General features: G+C 51.2%; 15 protein-coding genes. 6 read left to right on the forward strand and 9 right to left on the reverse strand.

Annotation, left to right across the window (positions count from 1 at the left end; translation table 11 throughout):
• Positions 1 to 31: 31 nt before the first annotated feature.
• The 5 genes from Q1A54_RS03690 to Q1A54_RS03710 form a co-directional block, all read right to left on the reverse strand.
• Entirely contained in the window at positions 32 to 595 is a 564-nt protein-coding gene (locus Q1A54_RS03690) for a hypothetical protein (RefSeq protein ID WP_299985098.1), read from the reverse strand.
• 250 nt (positions 596 to 845) lie between these two features.
• The gene (locus tag Q1A54_RS03695; protein ID WP_299985100.1) at positions 846 to 1,253 is read right to left on the reverse strand and encodes a hypothetical protein; all 408 of its coding nucleotides are present in this window, start codon (positions 1,251 to 1,253) and stop codon (positions 846 to 848) included.
• Between the two features lie 173 nt (positions 1,254 to 1,426).
• Positions 1,427 to 3,571, reverse strand: a complete 2,145-nt coding sequence (gene scpA, locus Q1A54_RS03700) for a methylmalonyl-CoA mutase (protein WP_299985102.1) — start codon at positions 3,569 to 3,571, stop codon at positions 1,427 to 1,429.
• A gap of 233 nt (positions 3,572 to 3,804) precedes the next feature.
• Positions 3,805 to 4,278: a nuclear transport factor 2 family protein gene (locus Q1A54_RS03705; protein WP_299985104.1), complete on the reverse strand. Its 474-nt coding sequence runs from the start codon at positions 4,276 to 4,278 to the stop codon at positions 3,805 to 3,807.
• A complete protein-coding gene (locus tag Q1A54_RS03710) occupies positions 4,268 to 6,103 on the reverse strand; it encodes a methylmalonyl-CoA mutase family protein (RefSeq protein WP_299985106.1) in 1,836 nt (611 codons plus the stop codon). The genes Q1A54_RS03705 and Q1A54_RS03710 overlap by 11 nt, the downstream gene beginning before the upstream one ends.
• Positions 6,104 to 6,344: 241 nt before the next feature.
• Here Q1A54_RS03710 and Q1A54_RS03715 point away from each other — a divergent pair, with 241 nt between their 5' ends.
• Entirely contained in the window at positions 6,345 to 7,676 is a 1,332-nt protein-coding gene (locus tag Q1A54_RS03715) for an amidohydrolase (protein WP_299985108.1), read from the forward strand.
• Positions 7,677 to 7,742: 66 nt separating this feature from the next.
• On the opposite strand, the gene Q1A54_RS03720 is transcribed toward Q1A54_RS03715, so the two are convergent.
• The gene (locus Q1A54_RS03720; RefSeq protein ID WP_299985110.1) at positions 7,743 to 9,149 is read right to left on the reverse strand and encodes a T9SS type A sorting domain-containing protein; all 1,407 of its coding nucleotides are present in this window, start codon (positions 9,147 to 9,149) and stop codon (positions 7,743 to 7,745) included.
• Between the two features lie 312 nt (positions 9,150 to 9,461).
• Here Q1A54_RS03720 and Q1A54_RS03725 point away from each other — a divergent pair, with 312 nt between their 5' ends.
• The 3 genes from Q1A54_RS03725 to dnaA all read left to right on the forward strand — a co-directional run bounded on the left by Q1A54_RS03725 (position 9,462) and on the right by dnaA (position 12,695).
• On the forward strand, positions 9,462 to 10,217 hold the full coding sequence (locus Q1A54_RS03725; RefSeq protein WP_299985112.1) for a 5'-nucleotidase: 756 nt from the start codon (positions 9,462 to 9,464) through the stop codon (positions 10,215 to 10,217).
• Between the two features lie 13 nt (positions 10,218 to 10,230).
• Entirely contained in the window at positions 10,231 to 11,166 is a 936-nt protein-coding gene (locus Q1A54_RS03730) for a bifunctional UDP-sugar hydrolase/5'-nucleotidase (RefSeq protein WP_196114382.1), read from the forward strand.
• Between the two features lie 104 nt (positions 11,167 to 11,270).
• On the forward strand, positions 11,271 to 12,695 hold the full coding sequence (dnaA, locus tag Q1A54_RS03735; RefSeq protein ID WP_007654476.1) for a chromosomal replication initiator protein DnaA: 1,425 nt from the start codon (positions 11,271 to 11,273) through the stop codon (positions 12,693 to 12,695).
• 154 nt (positions 12,696 to 12,849) lie between these two features.
• Here dnaA and Q1A54_RS03740 read toward each other — a convergent pair whose 3' ends face one another.
• From Q1A54_RS03740 to Q1A54_RS03750, 3 genes are all read right to left on the reverse strand, one after another.
• Positions 12,850 to 13,026, reverse strand: coding sequence for a hypothetical protein (locus Q1A54_RS03740; protein WP_299985115.1), 177 nt, complete (start codon positions 13,024 to 13,026; stop codon positions 12,850 to 12,852).
• Positions 13,027 to 13,037: 11 nt separating this feature from the next.
• The gene (locus Q1A54_RS03745; protein ID WP_230391921.1) at positions 13,038 to 13,538 is read right to left on the reverse strand and encodes a hypothetical protein; all 501 of its coding nucleotides are present in this window, start codon (positions 13,536 to 13,538) and stop codon (positions 13,038 to 13,040) included.
• A 61-nt stretch (positions 13,539 to 13,599) separates the two neighbouring features.
• On the reverse strand, positions 13,600 to 14,034 hold the full coding sequence (locus Q1A54_RS03750; RefSeq protein WP_299985117.1) for an OsmC family peroxiredoxin: 435 nt from the start codon (positions 14,032 to 14,034) through the stop codon (positions 13,600 to 13,602).
• A gap of 166 nt (positions 14,035 to 14,200) precedes the next feature.
• Here Q1A54_RS03750 and Q1A54_RS03755 point away from each other — a divergent pair, with 166 nt between their 5' ends.
• Together Q1A54_RS03755 and Q1A54_RS03760 are read left to right on the forward strand one after the other, a co-directional pair.
• Positions 14,201 to 15,721, forward strand: a complete 1,521-nt coding sequence (locus tag Q1A54_RS03755; RefSeq protein WP_299985119.1) for a GH3 auxin-responsive promoter family protein — start codon at positions 14,201 to 14,203, stop codon at positions 15,719 to 15,721.
• A complete protein-coding gene (locus Q1A54_RS03760; protein WP_299985121.1) occupies positions 15,718 to 16,878 on the forward strand; it encodes a 1-deoxy-D-xylulose-5-phosphate reductoisomerase in 1,161 nt (386 codons plus the stop codon). Before Q1A54_RS03755 ends, Q1A54_RS03760 begins: the two co-directional genes overlap by 4 nt.
• Positions 16,879 to 16,913: the final 35 nt, after the last annotated feature.

Below are 16,913 nucleotides of genomic sequence, written 5' to 3' on the forward strand. Positions count from 1 at the left end.
AGAAAGTGCCGCAACCAGAACTTAGTTATAACTAGTTGCCAGTGGTGCTCCCAGAAGTTGTGCCAGTCGTAGTGCCACCAGTTGTTGTGCCAGTGTTGGTACCACCTGTAGTCGTTCCAGTGGTAGTGCCGGTTGTTGTACCAGTCGTGGTTCCTGTAGTCGTTGTACCGGTTGTAGTACCAGTAGTAGTTCCTGTAGTAGTTCCCGTCGTTGTGCCGGTTGTAGTACCTGTTGTAGTTGTTCCCGTAGTTGTTCCCGTAGTAGTTCCGGTCGTTGTACCAGTAGTTGTTCCCGTTGTGGTTCCGGTGGTCGTTCCCGTAGTCGTACCTGTTGTTGTACCAGTAGTCGTACCACCAGTTGTAGTTCCGCCTGTAGTTGTTGTGCCGGTAGTTGTCATACCTCCGGTGGTAGTGCCTGTAGTAGTTCCAGTGGTAGTGCCCGTTGTCGTTCCGGTAGTTGTACCCGTTGTCGTTCCGGTAGTTGTACCCGTTGTCGTTCCGGTAGTTGTACCAGTCGTGGTACCCATTCCTGCAGTATCTTCAGGCATAACATAGCCATTACCCTCTATGCCGGTTTCCTGTGTGTCCCCTTCCATGGTTTCAGGTGGCATTTCCGAGTTTTCCCCGGATTCTCCTCCACAAGAGGTTAGACATAAAGCTGAACTTATAAAGAGAGAGGCAGCTGCTGTTTTCCAATTCATTTTCATAGCATACTAGATTTTAAGTTACACATTCTCTCTTTTACGGTTAATTTGAAGATGCGCTACAGAAATATGCCGGTATTAAATGCGGGTTACTACTTAATTATCAATAAGTAGCAATGCCAAAACAGCATTTAAAGATGATTTAACGGCTGAATGGATGCCGTACGAATGATACCTGTCCCATAGCATCTTTCTCGTAGCGAGCCAGGGTATAGGGCGCAAACTGCGGATCGAAATTCTGTTGTCCGGGCTGCACCTGATCCGGTGTCGGCTGACTGTTCAGGAAGAAGTATACGCGTGTGGTGCCATACTTGGTGTGCGGCATGTAGTTGCCGTATTGCTCCATTTCCTGCCACAAGGTGTCGGCCACGGTTACCGCATAAATCCTGACAATCGGACCAGTATTGTTCTCGTTGCGGTAAAAAGCCGCCTCTTTGAAATCACCATCCAGGTCATCGACACTGGGTTGGGAGAAGGAGTCGTAGATGAAATAGATGACAAGAACAGCGGTAATAGCGAGAAGAAGGTATTTTATTGATTTAGATGACATAACGGAGTTTTGTGATTGCTACAAAGGTACGGTTTAAAAAGACCCTTGGCAAAGTACTGGTGTGCCGTATACCTATCAGAACAGGGAGTGTGTCTGAAAGAACTTCAGCGCAGAAATAAAAAAGCTGCAGCCAACCGAAGTCAACTGCAGCTTTTTACTCTTAACTCATAACGCTATTCCTTCACTGCTCTGATCAACTGCTCCAGAATATTCTGAGCCGCTACAGAGATGATGGTGCCTGGGCCAAACACGCCAGCAGCGCCTGCTTTGAACAGGAAGTCGTAGTCCTGGGCAGGTATAACACCGCCCACGACCACCATGATGTCTGCGCGGTCCAGTTTGCGGAGTTCCTCTATCAACTGCGGAACCAGTGTCTTATGACCGGCTGCCAGTGAAGATACACCCACCACGTGCACGTCGTTTTCAGCGGCTTGCATGGCTACTTCAGCCGGGGTCTGGAACAATGGGCCGATGTCCACGTCGAAGCCAAGGTCGGCGAATGAGGTGGCGATTACTTTGGAGCCGCGGTCGTGACCGTCCTGCCCCATTTTGGCGACCATGATGCGTGGTCGGCGACCTTCCATTTCCTCAAATTGATCGGCCAGTACTTTGGCCCGCTCAAAGTTCTCGTCGTCGGAGAGCTCAGCGGAGTATATACCTGATATGGATCGTATCACAGCTTTGTGTCTTCCGTAAATTTTCTCTAATGCGTCAGATATCTCACCCAGTGTAGCACGGTGTCGGGCAGCATTTACAGCCAACTCCAGCAGGTTGCCTTCATTGGACTCTGCAGCAACTGTCAATGCTTGAAGGGCTTCTTCTACCGCTTGGTTATCGCGGCCTTCTTTTACCTGTGCCAGTCTGCGAAGCTGCGATTCACGCACCACGGTGTTGTCGATGTCCAGAATGTCGATTTCCTGAATCTGATCCGGACGGTATTTGTTAACACCTACGATCACATCCTTGCCGGAGTCAATGCGGGCTTGCTTACGGGCGGCCGCTTCTTCAATGCGCATTTTCGGCAAACCAGTCTCGATAGCCTTGGCCATACCGCCGAGTTCTTCCACTTCCTGAATCAGCTCCCAGGCTTTGTGTGCGATCTCGTGTGTTAGGGCTTCTACATAATATGAACCTCCCCACGGATCCACCACTTTTGTGATGTTAGTTTCCTGCTGCAGGTAGATCTGTGTGTTGCGGGCAATGCGGGCCGAGAAGTCAGTTGGCAGCGCAATGGCCTCGTCGAGTGCGTTGGTGTGCAAGCTTTGCGTACCGCCCAAGGCAGCGGCAAGTGCTTCCACGCAGGTGCGGGTCACGTTGTTGAAAGGATCCTGCTCGGTTAAGCTCCAGCCAGAAGTCTGACAGTGCGTGCGCAGCGCCAGCGATTTCGGATTCTTCGGGTTGAACTGCTGAATCAGCTTGGCCCACAGCATACGGGCAGCACGCATTTTGGCGATCTCCATGAAATGGTTCATGCCAATGGCCCAAAAGAAGGAGAGGCGCGGCGCAAATACGTCGATGTCCATACCTGCCTTCAGACCAGTGCGCACATACTCAAGGCCGTCGGCCAGGGTATAGGCCAGTTCAATGTCGGCGGTGGCGCCAGCTTCCTGCATGTGGTAGCCCGAGATGGAGATGGAGTTGAAGCGCGGCATGTTCTGTGAGGTATACTCAAAGATGTCCGCGATGATCTTCATGCTCGGCTCCGGCGGGTAGATATAGGTGTTGCGCACCATGAACTCCTTCAGGATGTCGTTCTGGATGGTACCGCTCAATTGCTCCGGCGTCACACCCTGCTCTTCGGCAGCCACAATGTAAAAGGCCATAATCGGCAGTACAGCCCCGTTCATGGTCATAGACACTGACATCTGGTCCAGTGGAATCTGATCGAAGAGAATCTTCATGTCCTCCACCGAGTCGATGGCCACACCGGCCTTGCCCACATCGCCTACTACACGCGGGTGGTCGGAGTCGTAGCCACGGTGCGTGGCCAGGTCGAAGGCCACGGAGAGGCCTTTCTGACCACCTGCCAAGTTGCGACGGTAAAAGGCGTTTGATTCCTCAGCGGTGGAAAAACCGGCGTACTGGCGGATCGTCCACGGTTTCTGCACATACATGGTGCTGTAAGGCCCGCGCAGGTATGGCGGAAGGCCGGCGGCAAAGTCCATATGCTCGAACTGCTGCACATCCTCAGCGGTGTAATAGCTCTTGAGCGGAATCTGCTCCGCCGTTTTCCAGTCCTTTGGCTGCAAGGGGTCTTTCGGACCGTGCTCAGCCTTGGCGACCTTGTTGATATCTATGTTCGAAAAGTCAGGTTTCATTTTTTTGAATGAGTGATTTAGTGATTTAGCGAATGAGTGATTTTTAGTGCATCCTCTACTAGATCATACTGCTTGTTTCATTTAGTAATTTAGTGATAGACAGAATTAGTGAATGAGAGATTAAGTGGTTGTTTTAATTTGTGGATTCGTTACCTCAACCACATTTTCAATACTTATTAAATTAATAAAAATAAAAACCACTCATTCACGAACTCGCTCAATCACTCAATATATCAGCTCGCGTGCTCGGAGGTGATGACCCAGCGGCCTTCTACCTTCTTCCAGAGCTGCGATGATACACCGCCCATCAGCTTTTTGCCCTGCAGGTCGATCTTCCAGCGATACACGTAGTACACGGCCTCCGGACCAACCTGCTCGATGTGCAAAGGCTCGTAAGTGTACTCACCCATCTTGCTACGGTCGGTGAAGTCGGTCTGGAACATCTCCAGCACTTCTTGCCAACCTTTTTCAGTACCGTTACGGCTGATCCAGAGCATGTCCGGCGACTCCCAGTAGAAGTCCATGGCATTTTCCAGTTCGCCTTTGTTCCAGGCGGCTACCTGTCCGTCGAGGGCTTGTTTTACTTCTGATATTGCGTCAGTCATAGCGATGCGTTCGTTTTTTACAGTTTTATCTGTGTGTGTTGTGCAGGAAGCTGCCAGTATACCTGTTAACAGGAGAATGGCGGCAAAGTGCTTAGTTCGCATTAGTGTCCTCTTCCCGTGCTAGCCTTTTCTGCACCAGCTCCAGAATGGTAGACATATCGCAGTCTTCAAAGATGAACTCGTCATAGCCATTAGCCACCATTTCATCTTTCATCTCCTGTGGGTTGTCGGCCATGATGATGGTCGGCCTGTCTTTGTGCGCGCGCAGTCTTGGTCCGAACTCACGGGCGTAGGTTTCTTCTGGCGTTGCCACGACCACTACTTCCGCAGCTGCATGCAACAACCTGTCGGCCGCCTCGTGTGGGTCGTTATATTGCTGCAGTTCCGTATCGAAACCGGCGCAGCTAAAGAACTCTTTTGCAAAAGTAGCATTGACATGCTGCCGCTCAGAGCTGCCGATAACAGCCACTACTGCTCTTGGACGACGCTGTCGCTTGCGCAGGTGCAGTTCGGTAGCCATGCGCATTACCTCGGTCGGGTAGGCGGCGCGGGTTGTATCGAACTCGGCTCGTTGGATCAGCTCCTCCGGGTCGAAATCGATTTTTTCTTTCGGGTTCGGGTATTTATTGGTGCCCACCAGCACCATGCGGCCGGTGGCAATGTCACGGAACTTCTGGCGGTTTATTTCTGTGACAGTGCCTAAAATGAAGCCATTGTCATACGCAGCTTCAAAACCTCCCTGTTCCTCCACTTCCTTGAACAGCTCCCATGCTTTGGAGGCCAGTTCGTTGGTGAGTGAGTCCAGGTAATAAGAGCCGGCAGCAGGATCCACGGCCTTGTCGAGGTAAGATTCCTCTTTCAGGATAATGGACACGTTGCGGGCAATTCGCTCCGAAAACTCGTCTGAGTCCTTGAAGGTACTGTCGAAAGGCAATACGGTAAGGGAATCAGTGCCGGAGATGACTGCCGACATGGCCTCGGTGGTCACGCGGAGCATGTTCGCATAAGGGTCAAGGGTGGTCTGGTACCAGCTGGAGGTTGTCGTGTGGATGCGCAATTTTGCAGCCAATGCTGGCTCTGCTTGGTAGGCCTCCACCACAGCAGCCCACAACAGGCGCAGGGCACGGAGCTTGGCAATCTCAAAAAAGTAATTGGTACCGGCTCCCATGCAGAATTGCATGTTACGCAGCACCGACTCAAGCGGCTCGCCGGCTGTGGTGAGGCGATCGGTATAAGCTACGGCGGCACTCAAGGTATAGGCTACCTCCTGTATAAGCGACGCGCCGATGCTACTGAAGTTGGTGCCACAAACAGTTACGCCATAAAAGTCGCTGCTATCCTTGGTCAGGTCGAGTACGGTGGTGATGGCTTTGTTTTCTGCCTCAGTCAGCACTCCTTTACCTGACATCGGATCGTAGTTCAGGAAGCCCTTCAGGTTGCGATGTGAGATGTTTTGCTTTGAGAGCAAGGTATAGAGGCCCTTCAAGAACGCCACCGGGTCACCGCTCAAGGTATAGCTAACTGACTGGGCCGTCAGGTCGATACGCTCGGCCAGGTAGGCAAGGTCAAATGTCACCGGGTCTTCCACTACGAAATGAACGCCGTCGGCGCCTCTGCTCAGGGCGTCGGCCGCTTTGTCGATGGCGGTCTTGCTGTTGGCCTCCGCTTTTATCTTCTGGATGTTCTGCCAGCTGTTATCGCTGCCGGCATTGCCGCGCAGAAAAGGGAAGTCTCCGGGTTTATGTTGCGCAAAAGGCAGGTCCTTGATGTCTTCGCGGGTATAGTAGGGCTTGATCGTGATGCCTTCGTAGGTTTGCCAGGTGAGGCTTTCGAGGGGTGTTTCGCGCAGGTCTTTTTTTGCGCGTTCCGCCCAGTCGTCTGCCGTGGCCGGCTTGAATTCTGAGAATAGCTTCTGCTCGTCAGTCATCGTGTATGGGTGTTATTTCCGTGTAAATATATACTTTCTCTATCAGCTTATGAAAAATAGGCGGGGTGCAGTTGTATTATGGTCATGCTTATAACTGTACGTGTACAAAGGTGCGTAGGTATAAGGTATGCTGCTTCGCAGGGACTCTGCTGGCTGAAGGGGCGTGATGCCTGATTATTTTGTTGGCATGCATCGTGCAAAATGAGTAGCTTTAGTATTCCCTAAAAGTTATACCTCAACCATGAAGATACCTCAACCCCTGCTTCGCCGGGCCTTGCCGTTTTGCCTCGGTCTGCTCGTTACTATACCTGCTTTTGCGCAGGACTCCAAACTGCTGGCCAAGGCCAATACCATGGCCGATAAACTCGAACCTAAGGTGATCGAGTGGCGCCGCGACTTTCACCAATACCCGGAGTTGGGCAACCGCGAAACCAAAACAGCCGAGAAGATTGCAGCGCACCTGCGCAAGCTGGGTATGGAAGTGCAGACAGGTGTGGCCCATACCGGTGTGGTAGGCATTCTGAAGGGCGGCAAGCCCGGGCCGGTAGTGGCCCTGCGTGCCGATATTGACGGCTTGCCGGTAACCGAACGGGTAGACCTGCCCTTCGCCTCCAAAGAACGCAGCACCTACAATGGCCAGGAAGTAGGCGTGATGCACGCCTGCGGGCACGACACGCACATCGCCATGCTGATGGGGGCCGCTGAGATTCTGGCAGGTATGAAGAACGACCTGAAAGGCACGGTGAAGTTTATCTTTCAGCCCGCTGAGGAAGGCTCGCCAATTGGCGAGGAGGGCGGTGCCGCTCTGATGGTCAAAGAAGGCGTGCTCGATAAAGGGCCAAAGCCTGAAGTGATCTTCGGGCTACACATTAACTCGCAGACAGAAGTTGGTACCATCAAGTACACCCCGGGAGGTACGATGGCGAGTGCCGACATCTTCCGCATCAAAGTAAAGGGCAAGCAATCGCATGGCGCTTACCCTTGGTCAGGTATAGACCCGATCGTGGTGTCGGCTCAGATCATCAACGGCCTGCAGACGATCATCAGCCGCCAGACGCAGTTGCCGGAGGGAGCCGCTGTGATCACGGTGGGTAGCATTCACGGAGGCGTGCGCAATAACATTATACCGGAGGAGGTGCTGATGGAAGGCACTATCCGGGCGCTGGATGTGGAAATGCAGAAGAAGCTGCATGAGAAAATTAACCTCACTGCCACTAAAATTGCCGAGAGCAGTGGTGCTGTGGCAGAGGTAGAGATCATCCCGCAAACCCCCGTTACCTACAACGACCCAACTTTGACAGAGCGCATGCTGCCTACGCTGCACACCGTAGCAGGACGTGACAAAGTGGTATTGGCTAAAGCCGTGACCGGTGCTGAGGACTTTGCTTTCTACCAGGAGAAGATCCCTGGTCTGTTTTTGTTCGTGGGCGGTATGTCAAAGGGCAAGAAGCCAGAGGAAGTAGCCCCGCACCATACCCCTGATTTCTTTATCGATGAAAGTGGCCTGAAGCTGGGTGTGAAGACACTGACGAGCCTGACCTTAAATTACATGGAAGGAAAAGGTAAGAAGTAAGCAGTAAACAGGTATAGAAAAGCCTCCCTCACCGACTGGTGGGGGAGGCTTTTTTTATTTCTGAGACTATTGCAGCACCAGTTTCCCTGTTTCTATGGGTGATAGCCGACTGGTGAGGGTATAAGTATACAGACCCGAAGCTAGCTTAGCCGGTCGTATGAAGTCATTTCTGCCTGGCCTCAAGGTATAGCTTGCCACCACTTTGCCTGTGATGTCCCGCACCAGCAGGTGCAGGCCTGGCAGGTCAGGTGCCTCAATGGCAAACTCGCCCCGTGCGGGGTTCGGGTATAGCTTTGGCCTTTCGGGAGGGAAATTGTCACCAGAAGAAAGCGGGCGCCGCTGCTCTCCTATGTAGAAGTAGGCAAAGGCCCAATCAAACTCAACATCACGCGAAAAAGAAGAATTAGATTCTCTGTTGAGCTGCCTCGCCCGCATGCCCATGAGGTAAGGCTCCGTGCGCTCCAGATTAGCAGAAGGTGTAAAGGTATAGGTAACTGCGAAGCCCCCTAGTGTGTCACGGTAACTCAGCGAAGATGCAACTAATTGTAGTGTATCTATTTCTCCAAAGGCATTAGCCGTCAACGGCTGATCACTTTCAGCGTTCTCGCGGAGGTAGAACTCGAGTTTGACTGGCTGCCCGGGCCATGTTTGGATAGAGCCGTCTGCATTTATTGTTAGGCGGTCCTTGTTTATAATGCTAATCGTGGGCAGGCTGGATCGTTCGAGTACGTTCATAGTAAAATCTACCAGCATAGACCCGACTTCCCGCCCATCACGCATTTCTGTTATTAACACTGCTATTACGTATTGGCCTTTTTGAACAGGGCTAGGCCAGTGCAGTTCGCCAAATTCGTTTATGGTAAGTCCAACAGGCCTGGTGTAATTAGGAATCTCATCTGTTTGACCGGCTTGGTTTTTGTGTCGGGGTGTCACAAGTTTATACATCAGATAATCGCCATCCGCATCGTAAGCCAGTAAATTATGTGTCCAAGGCTCACCGACAAAAGCATCGATGATGGGTGAGCCTGCTAGTTTAGCTCCGTTTAGGTTTTGTGGTGTGGCTCCGACTTTCACGCGGGTATAGATGTTTAAAGATACTTGATCTGATATCCCTCCAATATTGATGATGCCGCCATTACGGTTTTCGCTGGTCCATTGCACCAGGTAATTACCAATCGTCTCGTAAGTATAAGTCCAGCTAAAGGTCTGTGTGGTGTAGTGTCTGCTTGTACGGATGGTAGGAATATTCCTTTCTACACGTACTGTATTGCCATCGCCCATTGCCATTATAGTATAAGGTTCGTCGGCAGGGGAGTGGGCAAAAGCCGAAATTGTCAGTACAAAATTATACCTCAGCGGATTCTGCGGGTCCACTGTGTAGCTGATGTGACCACTGTAAATGTGGGTTGCCTGAGACATTATCGGCACAAAAAGCAAGAAGGTAAGGCAAAGGAGTAAATGTATTTTCTTCATAGCCAATAGATTAGAGGTAGAGGTTTATTATAATACGAACAACTGTTTTGGTTTAGTATTATTCGTTTAATTATTTGACTATTTGTCTCTTGCTTTATACCAACATAATCTTTCGGATGACAAATAAGTAGTGAAAGCTGAGATAATAATTCATATATAAAAATTAGGCCTCAAAAATATAGCCAAACATTTATATAACTGGGTGACAACGTGTAAGTTTTTAGTAAGTGCCCAAGAAAAAATAATCTAGGCTGGCGCTTTGCCGGAGCACCGCAATGTTGATAACTTTGGGGATAATTACAGCAGTACCCCATGAAGCGCCCTTATTTAAAGTACATCTCCGGGTTGGCCCTGGCCCTGAGTTTGGTTGCCTGCCAGCGGCCCTTGCAGCCTTCGGCCAATCTGGGCGAGACAGACCTGGCCGTTGACAAAACCATTGCAGTTGATCCGGCAGTGGAGGCGCTGGTGGCTCCGTACCGCCAGGAAGTAACAGTGAAAATGTCGGAAGTGGTAGGTACAGCGCCAGTGGCCCTGGGCAAAGGTGATTACGAATCGCCACTTGGCAACTTCGTGGTGGATCTGCAGCTGGCTCAGAGCGAACCGATCTACGGCAAGCCGATCGACCTGTCCATCACAACGGAGGGCGGACTCCGTGTGCCGCTGCCGGAAGGCAACATTACTACAGGCCATATTTTTGAGCTGATGCCTTTCGAGAACGAGATGGTGGTGCTTACCCTGAGCGGAAAAACCGTGGAGCAGCTGTTCGACGACGCCGCCTCCCGTAAGATCATCTACATTGGCAATGCCACCTACACCGTAGCCGATGGCAAAGCACGAGACATTAAAATCAAAGGCCAGCCCTTCGATCCCAACAAGACCTATACCTTGCTGACATCCGATTACCTGGCCGGCGGCGGCGACAATCTCGTCATGCTCAAGAACCCCATCAAATATGAAAAGCTGGGCCTCTTGCTGCGAGACGCTATACACCAGCAAATACAACAGCTCACAGCTGCTGGCAAACAGGTGACAGCCCCAGCCGAAAAGCGTGTGACCGTTATCCAATAAGCTATACCTAATCATGAAGAGAAGAGACTTTTTGAAGCACACGGCCCTCGGCGCGGCAGGTATAAGCATGCTTGGTATGCCGTTTTCGGCAGAGGCCGCCCGCGATGGCATTAAACTGACTATCCTGCACACCAACGACCAGCATTCCCGCATCGACCCCTTTCCGGATGACGGGCGCAAGTATGGCGGTATGGGCGGTATGGCCCGCCGTGCCACGCTGATCAAAAATATTCGGCAACAGGAGTCCAACGTGCTTCTGCTTGACTCCGGCGACATCTGGCAAGGCACGCCATACTTCAACTTCTTTGAAGGCGAGCTTGAGTACAAACTGATGACCCAGATGGGTTACGATGCGGCTACCCTCGGTAATCACGATTTCGACATCGGGCTGGAAGGACTGCAAAAACAGCTTCCGCTGGCCGGTTTTCCGTTTCTCACGGCTAACTACGACTTCTCAAACACTATCCTGAAAGGACGTTTTCAGCCTTACAAGGTGTTCGAAAAGCAGGGTGTACGGGTAGGTGTGTTTGGCCTGGGTATAGAGCTGAATGGCTTGGTGAGTAAGAACATGTATGGCGAGACCGTATACCTGGACCCTGTGGAGAAAGCCCGCGAAATGGTGGAGGTGCTGAAGGAGCAGGAGAAGTGCCATTTGGTGATCTGTCTTTCGCACCTCGGCTACAGTTACGACACCGAAATGATAGACGACCGCAAGCTGGCGACGCGGGTGAGCGGCATCGACCTCATACTGGGTGGACATACCCATACTTTCATGGATAAGCCGGAGGTGCTACGCCACGAAAATGGCCATGAAACTATGATCAATCAAGTGGGTTGGTCAGGTTTGTTTTTGGGCAGAATAGATGTTACATTCAGCAGAAAATCAAAGAGAAGGACCGACACAAGGACCGCTGTCTTGGCTGTGGATAACCCTGTATTAACTTCGTGAATAAATAATTTTTTGTTTAGAATAAATTAGTCAAATTTGTAACCCCCCGCCGTTAAGGAGAGGTTTGTTGCACCAAACGAATCTTTTGTGTTTTGGAAAATTGGATGATAAAAGACTGTTCAACAGTATGGAGTAACTGTCTACAGGTAATAAAGGAAAATATTGGCGAACAGAGCTTTAAAACTTGGTTCGAACCGATCAAGCCTTTGTCCCTGCGCGACAACGTGCTGACCATACAAGTGCCTAGCCAGTTCTTTTATGAGTGGCTGGAAGAACACTATGTAGGTTTGCTGAAGAAAGTGATCTACCAGGAGTTGGGCAGCGAGGGGCGCCTGGAGTACTCTATCATTGTGGACCGTGGCAATGAGGCGAACAAACCGCAAACGGTTAATATCCCAACAAAGAAAATCCCGCAGGCCGTTGTTAACTCTTACCGGCCGGAGCAAAATTTCATCAAGAGCCCGTTCGAGTCTAAGACCATCGACCGCAACTTCCTGAACTCGCAGCTGAACGGAGCCTATACCTTCGAGAACTACATCGAGGGTGACTGTAATCGCCTGGCGCGTTCGGCTGGTTATGCCGTGGCCAATAAGCCGGGGACGACTTCCTTCAACCCGCTGATGGTATACGGTGGTGTGGGACTGGGCAAAACGCACCTGGTGCAAGCCATTGGCAACCACATCAAGAACAGCAACCCGGAGAAGTTCGTGCTCTACGTGTCGTCAGAGAAATTCGTGAACCAGTTCATTGAGTCACTTAAGACGAACAACGTACAGGACTTCGCCAACTTTTACCTGCTGGTGGATATCCTGATCATCGACGACGTGCAGTTCCTGAGCGGCAAGGAGAAGACACAGGAGATGTTCTTCCATATCTTCAACCACCTGCACCAGTCCGGCAAGCAGATCGTGATGACCTCTGACTGTCCGCCACGCGACCTCAAGGGCCTTGAAGAGCGTCTGTTGTCCCGCTTTAAGTGGGGGCTCACCGCCGACCTTCAGAGCCCGGATTTCGAAACACGTATGGCCATCATCCAGAAAAAGATGCAGGGCGACGGAATCGATATTCCTGACAATGTGGTGGAATACCTGGCTTACAGTGTGGATACCAACGTGCGTGAACTTGAGGGGGTACTGATCTCCCTGATCGCACAGTCGTCGCTAAACCGCAAAGAAATTGACCTGGAGCTTGCCAAGCAGGCCCTGAAGCATATTATTGAGGATGTAGAAACAGAGGTAAACCTCGACTTCATCCAGAAAACAGTGGCAGAATACTTCCAGGTGAGCCTGGACTCACTCAAGGCCAAGACCCGTAAGAAGGAGATCGTGACGGCGCGCCAGGTGGCCATGTACTTTGCCAAGGAGTTCACGAGCCATTCGCTTAAGTCCATCGGCTACCACTTTGGCGGCCGCGACCACAGTACGGTGATCCACTCGGTGCAGACGGTTTCGGACCTGATTGATACCGACAAGAAGTTTAAAGTGAGTATTCAGGAACTACAGAAGAAGTTTAAGTCAAAAGCAGGTTAAGCTATACCTGACCGATATAAAACAAGAACGGCCGCTACTATACCTTAGTAGCGGCCGTTCTTGTTTGGGCTATGCCTATCGTTTGTTCCCTGGAATAGAAAGAGGGCAATACCTGCGCAGGTATTGCCCTCTTTCTAAAGAATCATTTAATTGATTATTTTCTCGCTTTCTGCAGTTTATTCACCCCCGCTAGCAAAGCAGGTATACTACCAAGTGCCAAAACAAAATAGGCCTGCGGGCTGGCATTAGGGCTGAACTCCAAGTATAGCACGGCAGTCAGCAAAATAACTACTATGAAGCAGAAGCGGAGTTTTTCGGCAGAGGGTTTCATGGCATTCTTGCTTAAGCCAGATTAGCTTCAGTTACTTCGAAGTTATGCTGGGTGCTCAGTTCACGGATTCTGCTCTTCACTTTCTCAATGTCACGCTTCTTGCGGATCTGCTTCAGGTCGAGGTATACCTTGTTGCCATCACGCTGCGTAATGCGCAGGGCCATTGGCGATACATGTACCGCTTCGATGTCAGGTATAGCCGTGATCATCTTGGTGCGGAACACGCCGTTTTTTTGCACGATATACTCCGGTGTCACTTCAATATAAGACTGTATGCCGAATACAGAGGTATTCTGCAGGATCACATAGCCCAGAAAAACGACCGCTAGGCCGAAGAAAATGTAGTACAGGTAATTCTGGTCGTTGGTTGGGTTATCGCTCAGAAGGAGCATCGTGGCCCAGGCCAGCCAGAAAAGGGTAAGCACCAGTTGCACTGTGAACGAAAGCTTAGCATTGCGCGAAGGGCTTAACTGTACTAAAAGCGACGATCTTGCATTACCGGCTGTTGGCATATAAAGCTATTAAAGTGAAACAAACGAGCACAGTTTATGTGCAAGCTGCAATATAGTAATTTTATTTTTTTAGTGAGGCAGTCAGTTTTATCTCCGGCACGGCTCCCAATGCTTTTGAAACAGGGCAGTTTGCCTTGGCCTCCTGCGCCAGTTTCTGAAATTCATCGTCCTCAATACCTTCCACCCGGGCTTCAGTGTTCAACTCGATCAGCATGATTTGCGGAGCGCCATCCTTCTCGCCAAGGTGTACAGTAGCAGTTGTTTGCACTGACTCCGGCTCGTGGTTGGCTTTCTCGAGCAGGGAGCTCAGAAACATAGAGAAGCAGCCAGCATGTGCGGCGCCAATCAGTTCCTCGGGGTTAGTGGCAGAAGTGTCGTCGCCGAAGCGGGAAGCGAAGGTATAGCTCGCTTTAAAGTGTCCTCTGCCTGATGCTACTTCTCCGCTGCCGTTTTTAAGGCCTTTGTTCCATTGAGCCTTTGCTGTGCTTTTTTTCATGAGTTCTATCGTTTGTGTAGTTTTTAGATGAATACAATACCTATAAACTACAGGAGGCCGTTTTTTGTTAACCCTAAAAATAACATGTCGGTAAAACATGGTGAACGACTATGGCAAAGCCCGTTTATCTGGCTATATTTACCCCTTCTAAAAAAAGAAAAACCATATGGGTGTGAAAGCATGGCTCAGTAAGCCCCTGGCCGCTTACGTGCACAAAAAACACCAGTCCTGGATACAGAACCCGGTAGAAGCGCAGCGAGCTGTTTTTGAGAAGATCATCAAAAAAGCGCAGCAGACCGCCTTTGGCCGCGAACATCATTTTTCTGAAATAAAGACCCACGCCGACTTTGTAAAGGCCGTGCCCGTGCGCGACTATGAGGGACTAGCCTCGTACTTCAACCGCGTAAAAGAAGGCGAGCCCGACATCCTGTGGCCCGGCAAGCCGATCTACCTGGCCAAAACATCCGGCACCACCTCGGGCACCAAGTACATCCCGATCACCAAAGACTCTATACCCAACCACATCAACGGGGCGAAAGACGCGCTGCTGTCCTACATCCACGAAACAGGCAATTCCAGTTTTCTGGACGGCAAGATGATCTTCCTGTCAGGCAGTCCGGTGCTCGACGAGGTAGGAGGGATCCATACCGGGCGTTTGTCGGGTATCGTGAACCACCATGTGCCAGGCTACCTGCGCACCAACCAGCTTCCGAGCTACGAAACCAACTGCATCGAGGACTGGGAGACCAAGCTCGACCAGATCATCGAAGAGACGATCGATCAGAACATGACGCTTATCTCAGGTATACCGCCCTGGGTGCAGATGTATTTTGATAAGCTGATCAGGCAGACAGGCAAGCCGGTTAAGGATATTTTCCCGAATTTTTCGCTGTTTGTGTATGGTGGCGTGAATTTTGAGCCTTACCGCAAAAAACTGTTCGAGTCGATCGGTCGCGAGATTGATTCCGTCGAAACATTTCCGGCCTCCGAAGGGTTTTTCGCTTACCAGAACGAGCAGCACGACAAAGGACTGTTGTTGTTACTGAATGCGGGCATCTTCTTTGAGTTCATACCGACCGATGAGTACTTCAATGAAAACCCGACCCGCCTCACCATTGGCGAAGTGGAACCGGGCGTGAATTATGCATTGGTTGTTAGCAGCAATGCCGGCCTGTGGGCTTACTCCATAGGCGATACGGTGAAGTTCACATCCGTGAAGCCTTACAAGCTGATCGTGAGTGGTCGCATCAAGCACTACATCTCAGCTTTTGGCGAGCACGTGATAGGCGAGGAGGTGGAGAAGGCGATGCAGCGCACGATGCAAAGCTACTCCCTGGTGGAACTGGTAGAGTTCACGGTGGCGCCCTACGTGAGTCAGGATAAGGGACAATCTTTTCACGAGTGGTTTGTAGAGTTTTCTATACCTCCTGCCAATATGGAGGCCTTTGAAAAAGAACTGAACGCGCAATTGCAGAAACTGAATACCTATTATGACGACCTGATCACAGGCCATATCCTGGCCGATCTGAAAATCAGGTCACTGCCGCAGGGGACGTTCCGCCACTACATGAAGTCGCAGGGCAAACTTGGCGGGCAGAACAAAGTGCCGCGTCTGAGCAACGACCGCAAGCTGGCCGATGGCCTGATTGAGTCCTCGGGCGCCCTTACTACTAAAACAAACGAATGAAACGAATTGCCATACTTGGCTCCACAGGTTCCATCGGCACGCAGGCCCTGGAGGTGATCGGGGCCAATCCTGATAGTTTTGAACTGGAGGTGATCACCGCCAATAATAACGCCGATCTGCTGATAGCTCAGGCTTTGGCCTTTAAGCCGAATGTAGTCGTAATCGCTAATGAAGCCTACTATGAGCAGGTGCGCGATGCCCTGCAGCACGAAGCCATTAAGGTATACGCCGGTGCTAATGCGCTCAACTCTATTGTAGAGATGGGGACAGTAGACATGGTGCTCACCGCTATGGTGGGCTATGCCGGTCTGCAGCCAACTATCCGCGCCATCAAAGCCGGTAAAGAGATCGCGCTGGCTAACAAAGAAACCCTGGTCGTGGCCGGACAGCTGATCACCGATCTGGCTCAACAGCAGGGGGTGAACATCTACCCAGTAGACTCTGAGCACAGTGCTATTTTCCAGTGCCTGGCCGGCGAATTTCACAACCCGATCGAGAAAATCATCCTGACAGCTTCGGGTGGGCCTTTCCGTGGCCGCAAAGCCGACGAACTGCGCCAGGTGACCCGGGCGCAGGCGCTGAAGCACCCGAACTGGGAGATGGGCGCCAAGATCACCATTGACTCAGCTTCGCTGATGAACAAAGGGCTGGAGGTGATTGAGGCGAAGTGGCTCTTTGGGCTCAAAAACGAGCAGATCGAGGTGGTGGTGCATCCGCAGTCCATCATCCATTCGCTAGTGCAGTTTCAGGACGGCTCCATCAAGGCGCAGCTCGGTCTGCCCGACATGAAACTCCCCATCCAGTATGCGCTGGGCTACCCAAACCGACTTAAGAACGACTTCCCCCGCTTCAGCTTTCTGGATTATCCGCAGCTCACTTTCGAGAAGCCGGATTTGGAGACTTTCCGCAACCTGCAACTGGCTTTTGAGGCCATGGAGCGTGGTGGCAACATGCCCTGCATCCTCAACGCAGCCAACGAGATTGCCGTGGAGTCCTTCCTGCGTGAGGAGGTTGGCTTCCTGGAGATGTCCGACATCATCGAAAGCAGTATGGCAAAAGTTGCGTATATTGCGAATCCTTCTTACGAGGACTATGTTACAACAGACAGAGAGACACGTGCTTACGCGGCAAGTTTAGCTAATAAGCTGAGCCTTTAAGAGCTTCTGAGGTGCGTTAAGCTCTTTCATAATCA

Source organism: uncultured Pontibacter sp., from assembly GCF_947502515.1.
In the GTDB taxonomy this organism is placed as follows: domain Bacteria; phylum Bacteroidota; class Bacteroidia; order Cytophagales; family Hymenobacteraceae; genus Pontibacter.